The organism is Streptomyces sp. M41(2017) (assembly GCF_002078175.1).
GTDB lineage: Bacteria > Actinomycetota > Actinomycetes > Streptomycetales > Streptomycetaceae > Streptomyces.
This window is the reverse complement of sequence record NZ_MWFK01000002.1, coordinates 899,389-919,402: the sequence shown is the minus strand read 5'-3', so window position 1 is coordinate 919,402 and position 20,014 is coordinate 899,389. Positions and strand designations below refer to the sequence as shown.

The 20,014-nt window shown below is 71.1% G+C and carries 17 protein-coding genes and 1 pseudogene; 12 read left to right on the top strand and 6 right to left on the bottom strand.

What is annotated here, in order from left to right; translation table 11 throughout:
• Positions 1-13: 13 nt before the first annotated feature.
• The 4 genes and pseudogenes from B0675_RS29680 to B0675_RS29665 form a co-directional block, all read right to left on the bottom strand.
• Positions 14-1,390: a phosphotransferase gene (locus B0675_RS29680; RefSeq protein ID WP_081222685.1), complete on the bottom strand. Its 1,377-nt coding sequence runs from the start codon at positions 1,388-1,390 to the stop codon at positions 14-16.
• Between the two features lie 46 nt (positions 1,391-1,436).
• On the bottom strand, positions 1,437-3,176 hold the full coding sequence (treS, locus tag B0675_RS29675) for a maltose alpha-D-glucosyltransferase (RefSeq protein WP_081222684.1): 1,740 nt from the start codon (positions 3,174-3,176) through the stop codon (positions 1,437-1,439).
• Positions 3,173-5,158, bottom strand: coding sequence for an alpha-1,4-glucan--maltose-1-phosphate maltosyltransferase (locus B0675_RS29670; protein ID WP_081222683.1), 1,986 nt, complete (start codon positions 5,156-5,158; stop codon positions 3,173-3,175). Before B0675_RS29670 ends, treS begins: the two co-directional genes overlap by 4 nt.
• Positions 5,159-5,264: 106 nt before the next feature.
• Positions 5,265-5,456 (bottom strand): annotated as a pseudogene (locus B0675_RS29665) (DUF5133 domain-containing protein); the annotation flags it as partial.
• Positions 5,457-5,780: 324 nt separating this feature from the next.
• On the opposite strand from B0675_RS29665, the gene B0675_RS29660 reads away from it, so the two are divergent.
• The 5 genes from B0675_RS29660 to B0675_RS29640 all read left to right on the top strand — a co-directional run bounded on the left by B0675_RS29660 (position 5,781) and on the right by B0675_RS29640 (position 11,613).
• On the top strand, positions 5,781-6,296 hold the full coding sequence (locus tag B0675_RS29660) for a pep a2 (RefSeq protein WP_081222681.1): 516 nt from the start codon (positions 5,781-5,783) through the stop codon (positions 6,294-6,296).
• A gap of 42 nt (positions 6,297-6,338) precedes the next feature.
• Positions 6,339-8,465: a glycogen debranching protein GlgX gene (glgX, locus tag B0675_RS29655; RefSeq protein WP_081222680.1), complete on the top strand. Its 2,127-nt coding sequence runs from the start codon at positions 6,339-6,341 to the stop codon at positions 8,463-8,465.
• Positions 8,466-8,577: 112 nt separating this feature from the next.
• Complete coding sequence (locus B0675_RS29650; protein WP_081222679.1) at positions 8,578-9,966, top strand: FAD-binding oxidoreductase; 1,389 nt, start codon at positions 8,578-8,580, stop codon at positions 9,964-9,966.
• Between the two features lie 188 nt (positions 9,967-10,154).
• A complete protein-coding gene (locus tag B0675_RS29645; RefSeq protein ID WP_081222678.1) occupies positions 10,155-10,670 on the top strand; it encodes a hypothetical protein in 516 nt (171 codons plus the stop codon).
• Positions 10,671-10,776: 106 nt separating this feature from the next.
• Positions 10,777-11,613: a hypothetical protein gene (locus tag B0675_RS29640; protein WP_081222677.1), complete on the top strand. Its 837-nt coding sequence runs from the start codon at positions 10,777-10,779 to the stop codon at positions 11,611-11,613.
• A gap of 19 nt (positions 11,614-11,632) precedes the next feature.
• On the opposite strand, the gene B0675_RS41580 is transcribed toward B0675_RS29640, so the two are convergent.
• Positions 11,633-12,175, bottom strand: coding sequence for a hypothetical protein (locus B0675_RS41580; RefSeq protein WP_179165468.1), 543 nt, complete (start codon positions 12,173-12,175; stop codon positions 11,633-11,635).
• Between the two features lie 361 nt (positions 12,176-12,536).
• Here B0675_RS41580 and B0675_RS29630 point away from each other — a divergent pair, with 361 nt between their 5' ends.
• The gene (locus tag B0675_RS29630; RefSeq protein ID WP_081222675.1) at positions 12,537-13,187 is read left to right on the top strand and encodes a DUF4360 domain-containing protein; all 651 of its coding nucleotides are present in this window, start codon (positions 12,537-12,539) and stop codon (positions 13,185-13,187) included.
• A 95-nt stretch (positions 13,188-13,282) separates the two neighbouring features.
• Here B0675_RS29630 and B0675_RS29625 read toward each other — a convergent pair whose 3' ends face one another.
• Complete coding sequence (locus tag B0675_RS29625) at positions 13,283-13,489, bottom strand: hypothetical protein (RefSeq protein WP_081222674.1); 207 nt, start codon at positions 13,487-13,489, stop codon at positions 13,283-13,285.
• 197 nt (positions 13,490-13,686) lie between these two features.
• Here B0675_RS29625 and B0675_RS29620 point away from each other — a divergent pair, with 197 nt between their 5' ends.
• The 6 genes from B0675_RS29620 to B0675_RS29595 all read left to right on the top strand — a co-directional run bounded on the left by B0675_RS29620 (position 13,687) and on the right by B0675_RS29595 (position 19,990).
• Positions 13,687-13,926 carry a chaplin gene (locus tag B0675_RS29620; protein ID WP_081222673.1) on the top strand — a complete coding sequence of 80 codons (240 nt, stop codon included), beginning with the start codon at positions 13,687-13,689 and terminating at the stop codon, positions 13,924-13,926.
• A 208-nt stretch (positions 13,927-14,134) separates the two neighbouring features.
• Positions 14,135-15,016 (top strand): hypothetical protein, encoded by an 882-nt coding sequence (locus tag B0675_RS29615; protein ID WP_081222672.1) that lies wholly within the window; start codon positions 14,135-14,137, stop codon positions 15,014-15,016.
• A gap of 131 nt (positions 15,017-15,147) precedes the next feature.
• Positions 15,148-15,399: a hypothetical protein gene (locus B0675_RS29610; protein ID WP_081222671.1), complete on the top strand. Its 252-nt coding sequence runs from the start codon at positions 15,148-15,150 to the stop codon at positions 15,397-15,399.
• An 11-nt stretch (positions 15,400-15,410) separates the two neighbouring features.
• Positions 15,411-16,604, top strand: coding sequence for a flotillin family protein (locus tag B0675_RS29605; RefSeq protein ID WP_081222670.1), 1,194 nt, complete (start codon positions 15,411-15,413; stop codon positions 16,602-16,604).
• 176 nt (positions 16,605-16,780) lie between these two features.
• Positions 16,781-18,277: a VCBS repeat-containing protein gene (locus B0675_RS29600; RefSeq protein WP_107482876.1), complete on the top strand. Its 1,497-nt coding sequence runs from the start codon at positions 16,781-16,783 to the stop codon at positions 18,275-18,277.
• A gap of 246 nt (positions 18,278-18,523) precedes the next feature.
• Positions 18,524-19,990, top strand: coding sequence for an FAD-binding protein (locus tag B0675_RS29595; RefSeq protein ID WP_081222668.1), 1,467 nt, complete (start codon positions 18,524-18,526; stop codon positions 19,988-19,990).
• Positions 19,991-20,014: the final 24 nt, after the last annotated feature.

Here is a 20,014-nt window from a genome sequence, read left to right as displayed (position 1 = left end):
TCGGGGGTGGTGGTCAGGGACGGGCGGTGGCGAGTCGCCCGACCGCCGCCATCGGGACGGCCAGCCAGTCGGGGCGGTGGCGGGCTTCGTAGAGCACCTCGTACACGGCGCGGTCCGTCTCGTAGGCGCGGAGCAGTTCGGGTTCCTCCCGCGGGTCCCAGGCCGCGGCGACGGCGTAGCCCGCGCAGAAGGCCTCCCGGCAGCGGTCCGCCCACTCGGGGCGCCACGGCTGACGGGAACGGGCCGCGTAGTCGAAGGAGCGCAGCATGCCCGCCACATCGCGGACGGGGGACTGGACACGCCGGCGTTCGCTGATCGGACGGGCGGGTTCACCCTCGAAGTCGATCACCGACCACCGCTGTCCGGCCCGCAGGACCTGGCCGAGGTGGAGGTCGCCGTGGATGCGCTGCGCGGGGCGGACGGCGGAGTCCAGACCGGCGAGGGCGTCGAAGGCGGACCGCAACCCTTCGGCGTGGGGCTGGAGTTCCGACACGGACCGGACCGCCGCGTCGAGCCGCTCGTGCATCGCGTCCGCGAGCCGCTTGTTGCCGCCCGGGCTCGGCGGGTCGAGGGGGAAGGCCGTGGCCAGCGCGAGATGCACCTCCGCGGTCGCCCGCCCCAGTTCGTACGCCTCCTCGGTGAAGTCGTTCTCCGAGGTGAGCGATGCGAGGGCGAGCGTCCAGCCGTCGGCGGCGTCGCGCAGGTAGGGCTGGAGGACACCGAGGGTGGCGTCCTGCGGCTCAGAGGTACGGAACCAGGCCGCGGGCGGGGGGACCCGGGTGCAACCCTGGCGGGCCAGCGCCCGCGGCACCTCCAGGTCCGGGTTGATGCCGGGCTGGACGCGCCGGAAGACCTTCAGTATGAACGCGTCCCCGTACACCAGTGAGGAGTTGGACTGCTCGGCGTCGAGCAGTCGCGGTGCGAGACCGCCCGGCACCGTGACGCGCGGATCGCGCTCGAAGCACAGTGGGCCCGCCGAGCCCGGGACGCGCAGGCGCTCCAGCAGGAGCCCCGCCGCCTTGGGGTCGTGGAAGGCGTCGTACACGGTCAGTTCGGCCAGCGGACCGGTGCTCGCCCGGCCGATGAAGGCGTGCGCGAGGTGCGGGGGCAGGACCTCCCGTACGCCGAGGATCAGTTGGTAGCAGTCCTCGGCCGGGGGAGTGCCGGCACCGCTGTGGGCGGCCGGGCCCAGGTGTTCGGTGCGGACGAGCAGATGCAGGCATCCCGGGTACAGCTCGGTCGACGACACCAGCGTCAGGTCCGTGACGGGTCTGCCCTTGCCGGCGAACCAGCGCTGCCGCGGCAGCCAGGCGCGCAGCATCTCGGCGAGCGAGGTGAGCAGCGGAGCGGGACCGAGGCCGCTCGGACGGTGCAGAGCGGTCTTCGCCATGGCGACACGTCCTTTCAGGTGCGGGCGGGCTGTGGGCTGCACGGCTTCACGAGCGCTTCGCGCCGACGGGGGCGACCCCGTTGCGCAGCCGGAACCAGTAGAAGCCGTGTCCGGCGAGGGTCAGGAGGTAGGGGAGTTCGCCGATGGCGGGGAAGCGGACGCCGCCGATGAGTTCGACGGGGTGGCGGCCGGTGAACTCGCGGAGGTCGAGTTCGGTGGGCTGGGCGAAGCGGGAGAAGTTGTGGACGCACAGGACGAGGTCGTCCGTTCCGTCCTCGTTGGAGGGGGCCTCGCGCAGGAAGGCGAACACCGCGGGGTTCGACGACTGGAGTTCGGTGTAGGAGCCGAGTCCGAAGGCGGGGTTCTGTTTGCGGATCTCGATCATGCGGCGGGTCCAGTGCAGCAGCGAGGAGGGTGAGGACATCGACGCTTCGACGTTGGTGACCTGGTAGCCGTAGACGGGGTCCATGATCGTGGGGAGGAAGAGGCGGCCGGGGTCGCTGGAGGAGAATCCGGCGTTGCGGTCGGGGGTCCACTGCATGGGGGTGCGGACGGCGTCGCGGTCGCCGAGCCAGATGTTGTCGCCCATGCCGATCTCGTCCCCGTAGTAGAGGATCGGGCTGCCGGGCAGGGAGAGCAGCAGGGCGGTGAAGAGTTCGATCTGGTTGCGGTCGTTGTCGAGCAGGGGGGCCAGGCGGCGGCGGATGCCGATGTTGGCCCGCATGCGCGGGTCCTTGGCGTATTCGGCGTACATGTAGTCGCGTTCTTCGTCCGTGACCATTTCGAGGGTGAGCTCGTCGTGGTTGCGCAGGAAGATGCCCCACTGGCAGTTGCTGGGGATCGCGGGTGTCTTGGCGAGGATCTCCGAGACGGGGTAGCGGGACTCGCGGCGGACGGCCATGAAGATGCGGGGCATGACGGGGAAGTGGAACGCCATGTGGCACTCGTCGCCGCCGGAGGGGAAGTCGCCGAGGTAGTCGACGACGTCCTCGGGCCACTGGTTCGCCTCCGCCAGGAGCACCGTGTCCGGATAGTGCGTGTCGATGTCGGCCCTGACCCGCTTGAGGAACTGGTGCGTGGCCGGCAGGTTCTCGCAGTTCGTGCCCTCCTGCTGGTACAGGTACGGCACGGCGTCCAGCCGGAACCCGTCGATCCCCAGATCGAGCCAGAACCGCAGGGCCGCCAGGATGTCCTCCTGGACCTTCGGGTTCTCGTAGTTGAGGTCGGGCTGGTGGGAGAAGAAGCGGTGCCAGAAGTACTGCTTGCGGACGGGGTCGAAGGTCCAGTTGGAGGCTTCGGTGTCGACGAAGATGATCCGGGCGTCCTGGTACTGCTTGTCGTCGTCGGCCCAGACGTAGTAGTCGCCGTAGGGGCCGTCGGGGTTGGCGCGGGACTCCTGGAACCACGGGTGCTGGTCGCTGGTGTGGTTCATGACGAAGTCGATGATGACGCGCATGCCGCGTTGGTGGGCGGCGTCGACGAACTCCACGAAGTCGGCGAGGTCGCCGAACTCGGGCAGGACGGCGGTGTAGTCGGAGACGTCGTAGCCGCCGTCGCGCAGGGGGGATTTGAAGAAGGGGGGCAGCCACAGGCAGTCGACGCCCAGCCATTGCAGGTAGTCGAGTTTGGCGGTGAGGCCTTTGAGGTCTCCGACGCCGTCGCCGTTGCTGTCCTGGAACGAGCGCACCAGGACCTCGTAGAAGACGGCGCGCTTGAACCACTCGGGATCGCGGTCCTTGGCCGGGGTGTCCTCGAACGTATCCGGGACGGGCTCATTGACCATCATGCGGGGGACCCTCCGATCCGCGGTGCCGGGCCGACAGTGAAGACGTGTGCGCCGCCCGGACCCAGGCGCACAAAGTTGGACCTGCCCCAGTTGTAGGTCTCGCCGGTGAGCTCGTCGCGCACCGGCACGCGCGCGTCCCGGCTCAGACCGAGGCGCGGCATGTCCAAGGACACTGTCGCCTGCCGGGTGTGGTGGGGGTCCAGGTTCGCCACGACGACCACCGTGTCGTCACCCGAACGCTTGCTGTACGCGATCAGGGAGTCGTTGTCGGCCTCGTGGAAGTGGAGGTTCCGCAGTGCGCGCAGGGCCGGGTGATCGCGCCGGATCCGGTTGAGCCGCGTGATGAGGGGGGCGATAGAGCGGCCGTCGCGGTCGGCGGCCGTCCAGTCGCGGGGGCGCAGTTGGTACTTCTCCGAGTGGAGGTAGTCCTCGCCGCCCTGCTGGGCCGCGGCGTTCTCGCACAGCTCGTAACCCGCGTACACGCCCCAGGTCGGCGACAGGGTCGCGGCGAGCACGGCCCGGACCTCGAAGGCCGGCCGGCCGCCGTGCTGGAGATAGCCGGGCAGGATGTCGGGGGTGTTGGCGAAGAAGTTGGGCCGCATGTGCGCGGCCGCCTCGCCGGACAGCTCCGTGAGGTAGTCCGTCAGCTCCTGCTTGGTGTTGCGCCAGGTGAAGTAGGTGTACGACTGCTGGAAGCCGACCTCGGCGAGGCGCCGCATGACCGCGGGCCGGGTGAACGCCTCGGCCAGGAAGATCACGTCGGGGTCGGTCGCGTTGATCTCCGCGATGACCCGCTCCCAGAAGACGACGGGCTTGGTGTGCGGGTTGTCGACGCGGAAGATGCGCACGCCGTGGTCCATCCAGTGCCGCAGCACCCGCACCGTCTCGGTGACCAGGCCCGGCATGTCCTTGTCGAACGCGATCGGGTAGATGTCCTGGTACTTCTTCGGCGGGTTCTCCGCGTAGGCGATCGTGCCGTCGGAGCGGTGGTGGAACCACTCCGGGTGCTTCTCCACCCACGGGTGGTCCGGCGAGCACTGGAGCGCGAAGTCGAGCGCGATCTCCAGGTTCAGCGAGGCGGCCCGGGCCACGAAGGCGTCGAAGTCCTCCAGGGTGCCCAGGTCGGGGTGGATCGCGTCGTGGCCGCCCTCGGGGGAGCCGATCGCCCAGGGCACACCCACGTCCTCGGGGGCGGCGGACAGGGTGTTGTCGGGGCCCTTGCGGAAGGTGGTGCCGATGGGGTGGATCGGCGGGAGGTAGACGACGTCGAAGCCCATCTCCGCGATGGCGGGCAGCCGTTCGGCCGCCGTGCGGAACGTGCCGTGCACCGCCGGGTCCAGCTGCCCGGACTCCGAGCGCGGGAAGAACTCGTACCACGAGCCGTACAGCGCCCGCTCCCGCTCCACCAGCAACGGCAACGGGAGCGACCGGGTGAGCCGTTCGCGCAGCGGGTGGCCGGCGAGAGCGTCGTCCACCTCCGGACGGAGTGCCGCGGCGAGCCGGTCGGCGGGCGTCCGGGAGTCGTCCCGCAGGGCGTCGGCGGCGGCTCGCACGCTGTCCCGGCCCGCGTCCTCGGGGATCCCGGCGGCGGCCCGCTCGTACAGCGCGGCGCCCTCCTCCAGGACGAGACCGACGTCGAGTCCGGCGGGAACCTTGATCTCCGCGGCGCGCCGCCACCCGGTCACCGGGTCGCTCCACGCCTCCACCTGGTACGTCCAGCGGCCGGTGGACGTCGGGGTGACGTCGGCGCCCCAGTGGTCGGTGCCGGGGGCCAGTTCGCGCATCGGGGTCCACGGGCCCAGGCGGCCTTCGGGATCGCACAGGACGACATCGGCGCCGACCACGTCATGCCCCTCGCCGAAGAGCGTGGCGGTGACCTGGAACGTCTCACCGGCGACGGCCTTGGCGGGCCGCCTGCCGCAATCGACGACCGGCCGCACGTCCACGACGGGGATACGGCCGGTGTCCGTGTGCGCGTCCATGCGTGTCGCCTCCGCGGTTTCTGGGCCCGAGGCGTCACGCTCGCCGCCGAGGATCCCTGTCGTGTGCGGTCCTTGTGACCGTCCTTCAGATCCGTGCCGGAACGTCCTGGATGTAGACCTCGGCGGCGTCCGCCGCCTCGCGCGCGCAGCGCTTCCCCATCAGGACGCACAGGGTGTAGCCGGTGTTCTCGAAATTCCCCCGCACCACGTGGTCGGCGGGGGTCGCCAGATGCAGACGTTCCCAGGCCCGGTACCGCTCCAGATGCCGGGCGACCTCGGATTTGGCAGGCAGCAGCATCACGCTGGTCACCTTCCCGATCTCTCGACCGCGCACGGCTCGCCCGGGAGGCGAGTGAGGGCCGCACGCGAAGGGGAGCCGGTCCGTCACGCACCGACACCCTCACTCATGGTGCCTGTGCGGGCACCGAGCGTCTTGTTGGTTCTTCAACTACGGCGGCGACGCTCGCGACGCTCCCGGCCGCTCTCGACTTGCACGGATGGAGTAGCACTCCCACTCTGGGAGTGACTCAGGAGCGATCACTGCTCACGCTTCGTGTTCGGGGCCCGGTCCCACAGGGATCCGGGAAGGGGCGAGAGCCTCGCCGGTGAGGAGCAAACGACGATGAAAGCCGCAGTTCCCTGCTACTACCACCTCGACGTGGAGCTCAGCCCCGAAAGGGTCGGACAGGTCAAGCGCATTCTGGCCGCACACCTCCGGTACTGGAACCTGGAGAATCTCGTCGAGTCCGTCTGCCACTGTGCCGAAGCGCTGCTTCGCACGATCGAGCAGCACGCCACGGACAAGAACACGACCATCGAGATGTGGTGGAACGGCCAACGCCTCATCGCCGCCGTCTCGGACAACAGCCAGGACATCCGCCCGCACAACGCGCCCCAGGGATGTCTTGCCCAGATCGCCGCGCTGAGCGACGGCTGGGGCGGCTGTGCCACCGACGTCGGCGGCAAGATCATCTGGTTCTCGTGGCGTGCGCGCGCGGCCGAACACGCCCCGCTGGACCCGCCGCTGCCGGCGCCCAGCCTGCGTGAGGCGCGTCGGACGCCCCGGTACCTCGTGCTGCCGGAGACCGCTCTGTCCACCGCCCGCGACGACAGCGAGGCGGTCGCCGCCCGCGGATGAACCCGCCAGGACAGGCGGTCGTGCCCACCGTACGGTGATCACGTGCTCACCACCTGGAACGGGCGCCCCTACCCGCTGGGGGCGACATACGACGGCGAAGGAACCAACTTCGCCCTGTTCACCGAAGTCGCCGAGCGCGTCGATCTCGTCCTGATCGACGCGCTCGACGACGTCCGGACGGTCCCGCTCACCGAGGTCGACGGCTTCGTGTGGCACGCCTACCTCCCGGGCGTCGGCCCCGGGCAGCGTTACGCCTATCGGGTGCACGGCCCCTGGGACCCGGCCGCCGGCCACCGGTGCAACCCGGCGAAGCTGCTGCTCGACCCGTACGCCAAGGCGGTCGACGGGCAGGCCGACAACGACCCCTCCCTCTTCGAGCACGACCCCGGCGGCCCGTCCCCCGCCGACAGTGCGGGCCACACCCTGCTCGGCGTGGTCACCGACAGCGCCTTCGACTGGGGCGACGACCGGCCACCGCTGCGCCCCTACGCCGAGACGGTGATCTACGAGGCCCATGTGCGCGGCCTGACCCGGACGCATCCCGGGGTGCCGGAGGAACTCCGCGGTACCTACGCGGGCCTGGCCCACCCCGCCGCCATCGAGCACCTGACCTCGCTCGGGGTGACGGCGGTCGAGTTGATGCCGGTGCACCAGTTCGCCCAGGACGGTTTCCTGCGCGACCGCGGCCTGTCGAATTACTGGGGCTACAACACGATCGGCTTCTTCGCGCCGCACAACGCGTACGCGGCCCACGGCACCCGAGGCGAGCAGGTCGCCGAGTTCAAGTCGATGGTCAAGGCGCTGCACGCGGCCGGCCTCGAAGTGATCCTCGACGTGGTCTACAACCACACCGCCGAGGGCAACGAGAACGGCCCCACCCTCTCCTTCCGCGGCATCGACAACGCCGCCTACTACCGCCTGGTGGAGGGCGACCCGGCGCACTACTACGACACCACCGGCACCGGGAACAGCCTCCTGATGAGGCACCCCAACGTGCTCCAGCTGATCATGGACTCGCTGCGCTACTGGGTGACCGAGATGCACGTGGACGGCTTCCGCTTCGACCTGGCGGCCACCCTGGCCCGCCAGTTCCACGAGGTGGACCGGCTCTCGGCGTTCTTCGACCTGATCCAGCAGGATCCGGTGGTCGGCCGCGTGAAACTCATCGCCGAGCCCTGGGACGTGGGCGACGGCGGCTACCAGGTCGGCAACTTCCCGCCCCTGTGGTCCGAGTGGAACGGCAAGTACCGTGACTGCGTACGGGACTTCTGGCGCTCCGGCGACCGCACCCTCGGCGAGTTCGCCTCCCGGCTGACCGGATCCTCCGACCTCTACCGGCGCGACCGCCGACGGCCGCGCGCCGGCATCAACTTCGTCACCGCGCACGACGGGTTCACCCTGCGCGATCTGGTCTCCTACAACGACAAGCACAACGACGCCAACGGCGAGGGCAACCGCGACGGCGCCAACGACAACCGGTCCTGGAACTGCGGCGCGGAGGGCCCCACCGACGACGAGGGCGTCCTCGAACTGCGCGGCCGGCAGCAGCGCAACCTCCTCGCCACCCTGCTGCTCTCCCAGGGCATCCCGATGATCTCCCACGGCGACGAACTCGGGCGCACCCAGCGCGGCAACAACAACGCCTACTGCCAGGACAACGAGATCTCCTGGATCGACTGGAGCCTCACCGACGAGCAGCGGGAACTCATGGAGTTCACCCGGCGTGCCATCGCCCTGCGCGCCGCCCATCCCGTCCTGCGCCGCCGCCGCTTCTTCCTCGGGGACACGGTGACGCACGAGGGCCAGCCGCTGCCCGACCTGATGTGGCTGCGCCCCGACGCCCGTGAGATGACCGACGAGGACTGGGCGCGTTCCGACGCCCACGCCGTCGCCGCCTTCCTCAACGGCGACGCGATCGCCGAGACCGACCCGCGCGGCGGCCGGGTGGTCGACGACTCCTTCCTGCTCCTGCTGAACAGCCACTGGGACCCCGTCGTCTTCCGCCTGCCCGACGCCACGTACGGCGAGCGGTGGGCGGCGCGGATCGACACAGCCGACCCCCAGGGCGTGCCGGACGAGTCGGAACGCAAGGCGGGCACCGAGGTCCGGGTCGAGGCCCGCAGTCTCGTGCTGCTGTCCCGACCGCCAAGGACCGGAGGCCGGGCGTAGGCTGGTGCTGAATCGGGCTGGAACGGGCGCATCGGACCCATCGGCGGGACCGGCGACGGGCCCCATGACCGGCACCGGAACCCCGAGCGGTCCCCGGATGCGGTGAACCCACATGTCCATGACGCCGGCAGAAGCGGCGCGCAAGGAACTCCCCGGCTTCGACGGGCAACTGATCGGCCCCGACGACTCCGGTTACGACGAGGCCCGTGCCGTCTACAACGGGATGATCGACCGGCGGCCCGCCCTGGTGGCGCGCTGCACCGGTCCCGAGGACGTCGCCCGGGTGATCGGCTTCGCCCGCGACCACGCACTCCCGCTCGCGGTCCGGGGCGGCGGCCACCACGGCGCGGGCCTCGGCACCTGTGACGACGGGGTGGTGCTCGACCTGTCCCCGCTCAAGGACATCGAGGTCGACCCGGTCGCACGGACGGTCCGCGTCGGCGGCGGTTGTGTCTGGGGCGAGGTCGACCGGGCCACCAACGAGCACGGGCTGGCCACACCGAGCGGCATCATCTCCACCACGGGCGTCGCCGGCATCACCCTCGGAGGCGGCCTCGGCCACCTCAGCCGCAAGTACGGGCTGACCATCGACAACCTGCTGGAGGCCGACCTCGTCCTCGCGAGCGGCGAGCGGGTCCGGGCGAGCGCCGACGAGAACCCCGACCTCTTCTGGGCGATCCGGGGCGGTGGCGGCAACTTCGGCGTCGTGACCTCTTTCCTGTTCCGGCTGCACGAGGTGGACACGGTCGTCGCCGGGCCCACCTTCTGGCCGGCCGAACTCGGCGCCGAGGTCCTCACCGCGTACCGCGACTTCCTCCCCGGCGCCCCGCGCGAGCTGGGCGCTTTTTTCCTGTTCGGCTCGGTCCCGCCGGGACCGCCGTTCCCGGAGGAGGTCCATCTGCGGAAGGTCTGCGGGGTGGTCTGGTGCCACCTCGGCGAGGACACCGACGCCGCCGCCCGGGCGATGGCGCCCTTGCTCGACGCCCTGCCCGCGCCCCTGCTGCACGGTCCGGCCCCCATGCCGCACCCCGCGCTGCAGTCCGCGTTCGACGGCGTCTACCCGCCCGGCGACCAGTGGTACTGGCGCGCCGACTTCGTCGACGAGATCCCCGACGAGGCCGTCGGCGTGCACGCGCGGTTCGGCTCCGAACCGCCGACCTGGAAGTCGACCATGCACCTCTATCCGATCGACGGCGCCGTCCACGACCACGCCGCGGAGGACACCGCCTGGAGCTACCGCGACAGTCGCTGGGCCTCGGTCTTCGCGGGGGTGGACTCCGACCCGGCCAACGCCGGTCTCGTCGAACGGTGGAGCGTCGAGTACTCCGACGCCCTCCACCCGTACTCCGCGGGCGGCGCGTACGTGAACATGATGATGAACGAGGGGCAGGAGAGGGTGCGGGCCGCCTACCGCGGCAACTACGACCGGCTGGCCCGGGTGAAGGCCGACCGGGACCCGCACAACCTGTTCCGCCTCAACCAGAACATCGAGCCGGCGTGACGCCCGGGAAACGTGATGTGCAGCACGCGCGGAATTAGCCCTCCCGGGTGACGCGGAAACGTTCTGGCTGGGCACGGCTTGATCGCTGATCAAGGAAAGCGAAATACCTGGCCACAGGGCGTTCGGCTCATTTGACACGTCGTTGAGGGCACAGATAGGAACAACTCTCTGAAGTGGAGAGGTGAACTGTGCGCGAGCCGAACGTGGTCGGGGACTGGCAGGAGTACGACGAGCATGCCGGCCTGCGTGTCCGCGTCCACGGGGTGGAGAAGGCGGAGCCCCCGCGGGGGCGGGACGACGCCGCCGACGACCTCACCTACTTCCGGTTCCGGGTGACCGTCGAGAACCGCACCACCGAGCATTTCGGCATCCACCTCGAAGACGGCCAGATCGACATCCGGGTCGGATCCGACGGCGAGAGTGCCTTCCTCGACTGGCGGAACTCGCAGTTCATCGAGGGCTTCGACGTCTATCCGCTGCGCCGGGCCACGGCGGTCCTCTTCGCCGCGGGACCCGACACCGCGCTGCACCGCGTGGACATCCAGGTGGCGCTCAAGGTGGACGACGAGTGGGCCGAGCGCTTCCTGTGGGCCGGCGGCGTCGAGAACGACGAGGTCCTCGAAGGGGACACCCGCCCCGACACGGCCCGGGACAGCCTGGCCTGTCAGGTGAGCAACTTCCTCCGGCGCGAAGCGGAGTCCTGAAGCAGCCCTGAAGGCTCGGCTCCGGTCACCCCGGCCGACGCGGCCCACCCGGCGACACGATGCCGGGCGACCGGTGTGCCTGGACCTGCCCGGCTAGGGTCGGCTGATGAGCCGAACCGAAGCGCGCTCCGAAGGGGCGGGGCCGTTCACCACCCGGCTGACCTGGCGTCTCAGGGACGGGCGGACGGCCGTCTGGGAGTCGCGACGGGCGCGCAAGCGTGGCCTGCTCAGCGTCCGTGAACCGGGAGGGACGGCGGCCCGTTCCCGGCGGGCGGACACCGTGTCGATCGGCCGGCTGCGCAGACTGAACACCGTCGCGGCCACCGCGTTCACGGTCGGCGGTGCCCTCTTCGCCCTCGGCGCCGGAGTGGCCCAGTACGGATCGCACGGCTCCTCCGGCGCCTGGATCTACTTCGTCGGCGGCCTCTTCTTCAACACCGGCGGCTACGCCTCCCTGCTGCAGGCGGTCAACGCCCCGCGCCAGGACAGCGAGTCGGGTGTCCTCGCCGGGCGCCGCTGGAGATGGTGGAGCTACGAACCCGGCCGGATCGACTGGCTGAGCACCTTCGTGCTGTTCGTCGGAACACTCGTGTTCGGCGTCAACCTGCTGGACTCGCTGCTGCAGGGCCTGTCGGTGCAGCAGGTGAACCGGCTGATCTGGGCCCCCGACCTCGTCGGCTGCGCGCTGTTCCTGGTCTCCGGGCACCTCGCGCTGGTGGAGGTCTGTCACGGCCGTCCACGCGTGCTCGCCCACGAGGTGGGCTGGTGGATCGTCGCGATCAACCAGCTGGGCTCGGTGCTCTTCCTCGTCTCGGCGCTGGCGGCCTTCACGCGCCCCGAGACGGGCAGCCTCGTGAACATCGACATCGCCAACTGGGGGACCCTCGCCGGAGCGCTCTGCTTCTCGGCCGGGGGAGTGATCCAGTTCTTCGAGCGTCCCTGACACCGGGTGCGGCGGACGGTCAGCGGTCGCCGGCCGGGTTGCCCTCGACCCACTGGATGAGCAGCTTCCGTACATACGGGTTGCCCTCCTGCGCGGCGTGCGCGAGTCGCTCCGCGCTCGCCCGTGCCGTCCGCCAGCCCGCGGGACCGTCCTCGTCGTGGGCCCGGTCCGCGGCGGACAGGGCGTCGGCCGCCAGAAGGCGCAGTTCCTCCGCCAGGTCGTCGTCCGCGGCGGCCCGGTAGGCCTCCAGGCGCAGCGCGGCCAGGTCCGCGGGGGAGGGGGCGGGCCGCACGGGCGGCTGCGCGTAACCGCTCACCGCTATGACCACGCAGAAGGTGGCGACGTCCCGCCGGCTCTCCGACTGGCCCTTCGCGACGGCGGGCGCCAGCCAGGTGGGCGCCCGCCGGTGCGAGACCGCCGTGGCCGCGACGAGGGCGACGGCCAGGACCGTGAACGGGACCCAGCCACCGAGGAACCAGCCGATCGGCCCGAGCACCAGAAAGCAGACGGCACTGCTCATCCATAGGCGACGGCGGCCCAGTCTCAGGTGTCGTGGATCCATGGGCCTCAGTGTCGCAGGGGCGTGCGCGGCGCGAGGAGGGGGCGGGCGATTCGCACGCGCCCGTCGTCTTTCGGCCCCGCCGCGCCAGGTGTGAACGGCGGGTGCCGAATGGCCGGAGTTCGTCCTGTCCGCCCCGGCCCGCCCTCCATACGATTCGGTCGCTCCCCGGGCTTCACGGCTCCTTCACAACCGGGGGCGGGCTGCGCATGGCGTCCTGTCATGCGCATGCTCAAAAGAGCCGGACGTGTCCAGCGCAACGGTCCGCGACGGTTCCCCGTACGCACGGGGGACCGCACCCCCCTTTCACCGCGGCGCACCTCCGTGCCGCCGCCGGAACACCGACGCAACGGATTGGAACACCATGGCTGGTGGGCTGTTTCTGGGTGGCGCGATCGCCGCCCTGTTCGCCGCGGCGCTCCCCCTGTCGGACCCGTCCTCCGGGATCGTCGACCCGCCCCCGGACAAGATCGTCATCAAGGTCGCCACGGTGAACGGCTCGGGCTGCCCCCAGGGAACCGCCGCCGTCGCCGTCTCTCCCGACAACACCGCCTTCACGGTGACCTACAGCGAGTACCTCGCCCAGGTCGGGGGCAACGCCGACCCGACTGCGTTCCGCAGGAACTGTCAGCTCAACCTGATCGTCCACGTCCCGCAGGGCTTCACCTACGCCGTCGCCAGCGCCGACTACCGCGGGTTCGCCTCGCTGCAGCGCGGCGCCGCCAGCACGGAGAAGGCCTCGTACTACTTCCAGGGGTCCTCCAGCACGGCCGCCATCACCCACCCCTTCCGCGGTCCCTACAACGACAACTGGCAGACCACGGACACCACGGAGTGGTCCCAACTGGTCTGGGCCCCCTGCGGAGTTCAGCGCAACTTCAACATCAACACGGAACTGCGTGTCAACGCTGGCACCTCGACGCCCGGCAGCAGCAGTTTCATGACGATGGACTCGACGGACGGTGACATCAGCACCGTGTACCACCTCGCCTGGAAGGAGTGCCCCGCCTCCTGACCCGTCGGCCCGACGGGCAGCGGCTCGGCCGGCTCCCTCGCATGGGAGCCGCCCGAGCCGTCACGCGCACACCGGCGAGGCCGCCGGACGGGTGCCTAGGGCAGCAGCTTGTCCATCGCCGCCGGACCCTCCTCCTCCAGCTTGCGCTCCGCCCAGGCGAGGTTCTCGGGCGTGACGTCGCGGCCGGCGGCGAGCACCAGGTCCTCGGCCGTCACGGGCCCCTCGGTCCCGGTGTGCAGCAGCGTGTCGGGGGTCGCCCGGTCCTCGGGGGGTACGGACGCGTCGGGCTGGCTCGTTGACATGGTCTCTCCCTGTTCCGCCTGATCTGTCTCTCACGCTACGGGCATTCCGGACACCCCGCGCGACGCGCCCGTGGGCCTCCCCGCCCGCGGGCCGCCGTGACGGAGCTGCCCCCCGTTCGGCCGAACTGCGATGTCCCTCGCCGCTTCCGGAGGTGATGGTGGAGGAGCTCGTACCCCCACCACTGAAGGAGCTTGGAATGCGTATTCGTCTGATGGCAGCCGCCGGACTCGCCAGTGCCGCTCTGCTGGCCACCGCCGGGACCGCCGCCGCCGACCCCGGTCCCGACGCGGTCGGTGTCGCGGCGAACAGCCCCGGCGTCCTGTCCGGCAATGTCGTCCAGATCCCCGTGGACCTCGACCTCAACGTCTGTGGCAACACGGTGAACGTGGTGGGGCTGCTGAACCCGGCGCTCGGCAACTACTGCGAGAACGACTGACGATCGCGGTCCGCCGGGCAGGGTCCGTCCCTGCCCGGCGCACGGCAGGAGCCGGCGGGTGTCTCCCGTCGGCTCCTCGTCGTTCCCGGTGAACTCCTCGGGTGCGGTGCGTCGTTGCCCGGCGTCCACTGGTTTGGTCTGTACATGCCTATCCCGGCGGGGCCAGACTGTGCGCCGACCAGTCACCCCCCACCGAGGAGCAGACCTGATGCGCACGACCGCACGGCAACGTTGTCACCCGGTCCTGGCCGGTCTCGTCACACTCGCCACGGCCGCCGTCCTCTCCGTCGTCACCGGCGCGCCCGCGACGGCCGCCGACACCTGGAACGAGGTGGGATCGGACCGCGCCGACCCGCTGACCGAGAGCCAGGGTCTCGCCTCCGTCGAGGTGCCCGCGAACAGCCCCAACCGCTACACCGGCATCGGCACCATCCCCGTCGGGGTGAGCAGCCGCGGCTGGAACCACGTCGGCGACCCCGACACCTCCTCCGACGGTCACTACATCGAGCCCTACCAGAGCGACTCCGGCACCTCCAAGATGTTCCGGGTGCAGGCGCCGGGCGGCTCCTGGTCGGAGTACGTGCACGCGCTCGGCCCGGGGGAGGCGCCGAACAACTCGTTCGTCGCCGTCACGCCGGGCGGATCGTGGATGCTCTCCGGGGAGTACGGCACGATGGACCGGCTGCTGGTGTTCCCGACCCCCGGGGTCAACCCGGCCACCTCGCCCGGGGCGAACCTCCCGCAGGTCTCCACCGTCCACCTCGACCACGGCGTACGGGACGTACAGGGCTGCGACTTCGTCACGTCGACCCGGCTGCTGTGCTCGTCCGACGACCCGGCCGGCACCCTCTTCGGCATCACCAAACCGCTCCTCCAGATCGACCTGACCGCCGAGCCGAACGGCACCGCGGACGTGACGGGCCATGTCACCGCGCTGCGCCAACTGCCGCTGCGCAGCTCCTGCTCGGGCACCTTCGAGGCCGAGGGCATCGACTACGACCGGCGGACCGCCACCCTGCGCGTGATCGTCGTGTCCCCGGGCTTCTGCGTGCTGACCGACAGCAAGACCTACCGTTTCACCAGGAGTTGAGCCCACACTTCGGTGACGGAGCGGGCGCGTACCCCCTCGGACCTCCTCCGGGGGCGAAGGGGGGCGTACGCGCCCGAACGGGGTAGGTCTATCGTCAGAGGCAGATTCAGAGTGATGGGGGGTGGCCGGCTGTGGTGCAGGACGAAGCCGTGATCGGCTGCACGGGGGAACTGCTCATCGGCACACGTGGATCCGCCGGTCCCGGCGAGATCCTGGTGCGAGTGAGAGGCGGATCCGAGACCTTCCTCGCCTGGTCTCGGGAGCCCCTTCCGATCGGGGCGACCGTGCTCGTGATCGAGTCCCGTGGATGCCGTGAGGTCGACGTCATCCGGTGGACGGATCCGCTGGACGCGCTCGACGGCGACGCCGTCGGCGCAGGCTGAGGAGGAGAAATATGTTCGGTTACCGCGTTCCCGCTCCCGATGAGGCGATGTTGATCTCGGGTGGCAGGCGGGGACTGGGGGGCGCGCCGTTCCGCGTGGTGACGGGGCACGGCAAGTTCGTGCTGCCGGTCTTCCGCAAGACCCGCTTCCTGACGCTGTCGATGTGCGAGTCCGAGGTCACCGAGACCTGTGTGACCAGGCAGGGCATCTCGCTGCACGTCCGTGCCGTGATCGCGTTCAAGGTCGGCAACGACACCGAGAGCATCATCAACGCCGGGCAGCGGTTCCTGTCCGACCAGGACCAGATGTCGATCCTGACGGGCCGCATCTTCGCGGGGCATCTGCGGTCCATCATCGGCTCGATGACGGTCGAGGAGATCGTCACCGAGCGGCAGAAGCTGGCCGCCGAGGTCCTGGACACCTCGAAGCTGGAGATGGCGAAGATCGGCCTGATCGTCGACTCGCTCCAGATCCAGTCGATCGACGACGGTGACACCGGCTACATCGACGCGATGTCGGCGCCCCACAAGGCCGCCATCCAGCGCCAGGCCCAGATCGCCCAGGCGCAGGCCACGCAGGCCTCCGTCGAGGCGCAGCAGGTCGCGGCGCGCAACCAGGCCGAGTACGCCCGGCAGACCGCGATCGTGCAGGCCGAGTACTCGGCGGAGGTGGACCGGGCACAGGCGCAGGCCGCTCAGGCCGGCCCGCTCGCCCAGGCCCACGCCCAGCAGGAGGTGCTCGCGGCGCAGACCGAACTCGCCGAGCGCGCCGCCCAGTTGCGCCAGCAGCAGCTGGTCGCCGAGATCGTCCGGCCGGCCGAGGCCGAGGCCGAGCGCATCAAGGTGCTCGCCATCGCCGACGCCGAACGCATGAAGATCCAGGCCGAGGCGGCCGCCTCGCACGACCGGGTCGCGCTCGACCGGATGCTGATCGACCAGCTCCCCCTCATCGTGAAGGAGGCGGCGGGCGGTCTCGCCGGAGCGAACGTCAACGTCCTCAACGGCGCCGACGGCCTCGGCGAGATAGCGGCCGGCCTGGTGGCGCAGGGCCTGACGATCCTCGACTCGGTCCGCCAGAACCTGAGCGGCCAGAACGGGCAGAACGGCCAGGGTGCCGAGCAGCCGAGCGGCCGGCTCGAACTCCCGGGCTTCTCCCGCCCGGAGAAGGAGGACGGCACGGAGGGCGGTCCGTCCTCGGCGGGCTGACCCGACGTCCGCGTTCCGCCACGGCCGTCACCGCCGTGTCACGGCCCCGCGGGCCACCACAACCCCGTCGCTGCGTCTCGTGTCGAACCGGTCGTGCGTGAAGGCAAGCCGCTCCTGTGCGGCCTTCATCCGCACGACCGGCACTCGACACGAACGACGCATTCCAACGGGGAGACATGATGAACAGCAGGGCGCGTACGGCCGCACTCGCAGCCGCCTCCTTCCTCCTGCTCGGAGGCCTCGGCATCGCCGCGGCCCCCGCGTACGCCGGAACGCCCGGCGGTACGTACGCGAGCGACCGCAACTCCGACTTCGACGGCGACGGTTACGACGACATCCTGATCGGCGCACCGGACGGCACGGTCGGCGGGAAGACGGGCGCGGGCTTCGTCACCGTCCAGTACGGGGCGGCCAACGGCATCGGCACCAGGAACAGCGTTCCCACCGCACGCACCGCGGTGTTCAGCCAGGACACCGCGGGTGTGCCGGGCACCTCGCAGACCTACGACGGCTTCGGAACGGCCGTCGCCTCCGGGGACGTCGACGGCGACGGCTACGACGACGCGGTCGTCGGGGCGCCCGGCGAGGACGTCGGTACGGCGGAGAACGCCGGCCGCGTGACGGTGCTGTACGGCTCCAGTGCCGGCCTCAGTGCCGCCCGCAGCGTCACGTTCGCTTCCGCCGACCCCGCCTCGGGCGACCGCTTCGGCTTCGCCGTGACCGCGGCGCGTCTGACGGGGGAGAGCCCGGGGGACGTCGTCGCCGCCCTGGACACGCGGGGCGCGGAGCTGTTCACGTACACCGGGGGCGCGGTGCACCACACCGGGACCCTGGACACCACCGCGCACCCGGCGGGCCGTGCCGTCCGGCCCGCCCATCTCACCACCGGCGACTACGACTCCGACGGCTGGGCGGACCTCGTCGTCTCCGGCTACAGCCCCGACGACGGCTACGCGCAGGGCTGGTCGGCCGTCTACCGCGGCGGCGCGCACGGGCTGACCCATCTGAGCGACCTGCGCGGCGGCATCTCCACCGCCTCCGGCGACATCGACCACGACGGGTACGACGACCTCGTCACGGGACAGCCGAGCAGCCCCGACCAGGAGGACGAGGGCATGACCGGCGGACTCGTCGGCGTGTACTACGGCGGTGAGGACGGACCCGAGGGCCTGGAGTCCGAGGACGGCGACCCCGCGTGGTGGTCGCAGAACTCGTCCGCGGTGCCCGGCGCCGGTGAGCACGGCGACGCCTGGGGCACCGAGCTGTCCGTCGGCGACGTCGACGGCGACGGCTTCGCGGACGTCGCGATCGGCGCGCCCGGCGAGGACGTCGGAACGGTCCGCGACGCGGGCGCCGTCTGGCTGCTGCGCGGCTCCGCCGACGGCCTGACCACGAAGGGTGCGCAGTCCTTCGACCAGAACAGCCCCGACGTACCCGGCACCGCCGAGGCCGACGACCGGTGGGGCGCGCAGGTACGGCTCGCCGACACGGACGGGGACGGCCTCGGCGACCTCCTCGCGGCAGCGCCCGGCGAGGACACCGGCGACGGTGTCGTCTGGCAGCTCCCGGCGAGCACCAAGGGTCTGGTGACCGGCGGCTCCTGGCTCTACGGCGCCGGGGCACTGGGTGTCCCGGACGGCGACTCCCGCTTCGGCGCGGCTGTCGACGAGTGACCCGCGCCGGAGCCGGCAGGGCCACGCGACCTGCGTGGTGATCCTCGGGGCAACCGCTCTTGACCGGCCGCCGTCCCTCCCTGGGCGGCGGCCATGTCGTTCCCTCCCGGCACCCGCGCACCCCGCGCACCTCCGTGCGTCCGGCACCCCGAGGGGCCTGATCGAAACAACAGGCTCCTTGGCCGCTCAAGTCCCTTACACTCTGCGCAAGTTGATCGTTGGATGCGGCCGCCCCAGGAGGAGCGCATGCCCCGGAAACCCTCGCGACGTACCGCACTGCACGGCCTCGCCGCCGCCGGCGCCGCCGTCATCGGGTTCGATCCCTTCACCCGGAGCTGGGCGGCCACCGACACCGGCCGCCCGCTCGCCCGCCTGCCCCGGCTCGACGGGAGCGTGCGCACCGACGACGCGTCCCTCGCCTCGGCCTCGGACGACTTCGGCCACATCGTCCACCGGCGCCCGCTCGCGGTGCTCCGGCCGGGTTCGGTCCGTGACATCGTCGCGATGGTCCGTTTCTGTAACCAGCACCAGCTGTCCGTCGCCCCGCGCGGCCAGGGGCACGCCACGCAGGGGCAGGCCCAGGTCGACGGCGGTCTGGTCATCGAGACGAGCCCGCTCGCGGACATCGGTCCCGTCGGACGCGGGAGCAAGGCCGTGACCGTCGGCGCGGGCGCCAAGTGGAGCGACGTCGTCAAGGCCACGCTGGCCCACGGGCTCACCCCGCCCACCTTCACCGACTACCTCGAACTCTCCGTCGGCGGAACGCTGTCGGTCGGCGGCGTCGGCGGCCAGACCCACCGGATGGGCGCCCAGGTCGACAACGTGCGCGAACTCCAGGTCGTCACCGGCGCCGGAGACCTCGTCCGCTGCTCACCGACCGAACACCGGGACCTGTTCCTGGCCGTGCTCGGCGGACTCGGCCAGTGCGCGATCATCGTCGGCGCCACGCTGCGCCTGGTGCCCGCGCCCAGGGCCGTACGCCACTACCTGCTCCCGTACACGGACCTGCGCACCTTCCTCGACGACCAGCGGCTGTTGGTCCAGGAGGGCCGGTTCGACTATGTCGAGGGCCAGGTGACCCCCGACGCCGACGGCGCCTTCAACGGCTACCTCATCGAAGCCGTCGTCTACGGCCCGCCCGTCGGACCCGCCCCCGACGACTCGGTGCTGCTGCGCGGACTGCGCCACGACCCGGCCGGGGTCCAGACGAGCGACCTCCCCTACTACGACTTCCTCGACCGGCTCGCGGCGAGCGTCGCCGCCCTGAAGGAGGCCGGCCTCTGGGCGTTCGCCCACCCCTGGCTGAACCTGTGGCTGCCGGGCCGCTCGGCCGCCACACTCACCGCGTCCCTGCTGGAGGACCTCACCCCGGCGGACCTCGGACCCGGTGTCGTCCTGCTGTACCCGGTGCTGCGGAAGAACCTGCACGCCCCGCTGCTGCGCACGCCCGACGATCCGGTGCCCTATCTGCTGGCCGTCCTGCGCACCACCCCGCCCGACGACACAGCGACCGTCGACCGGCTCCTCGCCGCCAACCGCGCCGCGTACGAGACGGTCCACGCGGCCGGCGGCACGCACTACCCGGTCGGTTCCGTCCCCTTCGGTACCGCGGACTGGCGCGAGCACTTCGGACCCGAATGGCGCCGGCTCGCCACCGCCCGCCACACCTACGACCCGCGTGGAGTCCTGGTCCCCGGACAGGGCGTCTTCTGACGCTCCGCCGTCGCCGGCCGGCCC

Coding starts and splice junctions, on each gene's coding strand:
- B0675_RS29680 (WP_081222685.1), bottom strand. CDS start 1,390: ATGGCGAAGACCGCTCTGCACCGTCCGAGCGGCCTCGGTCCCGCTCCG.
- treS (WP_081222684.1), bottom strand. CDS start 3,176: ATGATGGTCAATGAGCCCGTCCCGGATACGTTCGAGGACACCCCGGCC.
- B0675_RS29670 (WP_081222683.1), bottom strand. CDS start 5,158: ATGGACGCGCACACGGACACCGGCCGTATCCCCGTCGTGGACGTGCGG.
- B0675_RS29660 (WP_081222681.1), top strand. CDS start 5,781: ATGAAAGCCGCAGTTCCCTGCTACTACCACCTCGACGTGGAGCTCAGC.
- B0675_RS29650 (WP_081222679.1), top strand. CDS start 8,578: ATGTCCATGACGCCGGCAGAAGCGGCGCGCAAGGAACTCCCCGGCTTC.
- B0675_RS29640 (WP_081222677.1), top strand. CDS start 10,777: ATGAGCCGAACCGAAGCGCGCTCCGAAGGGGCGGGGCCGTTCACCACC.
- B0675_RS41580 (WP_179165468.1), bottom strand. CDS start 12,175: ATGGATCCACGACACCTGAGACTGGGCCGCCGTCGCCTATGGATGAGC.
- B0675_RS29630 (WP_081222675.1), top strand. CDS start 12,537: ATGGCTGGTGGGCTGTTTCTGGGTGGCGCGATCGCCGCCCTGTTCGCC.
- B0675_RS29625 (WP_081222674.1), bottom strand. CDS start 13,489: ATGTCAACGAGCCAGCCCGACGCGTCCGTACCCCCCGAGGACCGGGCG.
- B0675_RS29620 (WP_081222673.1), top strand. CDS start 13,687: ATGCGTATTCGTCTGATGGCAGCCGCCGGACTCGCCAGTGCCGCTCTG.
- B0675_RS29615 (WP_081222672.1), top strand. CDS start 14,135: ATGCGCACGACCGCACGGCAACGTTGTCACCCGGTCCTGGCCGGTCTC.
- B0675_RS29605 (WP_081222670.1), top strand. CDS start 15,411: ATGTTCGGTTACCGCGTTCCCGCTCCCGATGAGGCGATGTTGATCTCG.
- B0675_RS29600 (WP_107482876.1), top strand. CDS start 16,781: ATGATGAACAGCAGGGCGCGTACGGCCGCACTCGCAGCCGCCTCCTTC.
- B0675_RS29595 (WP_081222668.1), top strand. CDS start 18,524: ATGCCCCGGAAACCCTCGCGACGTACCGCACTGCACGGCCTCGCCGCC.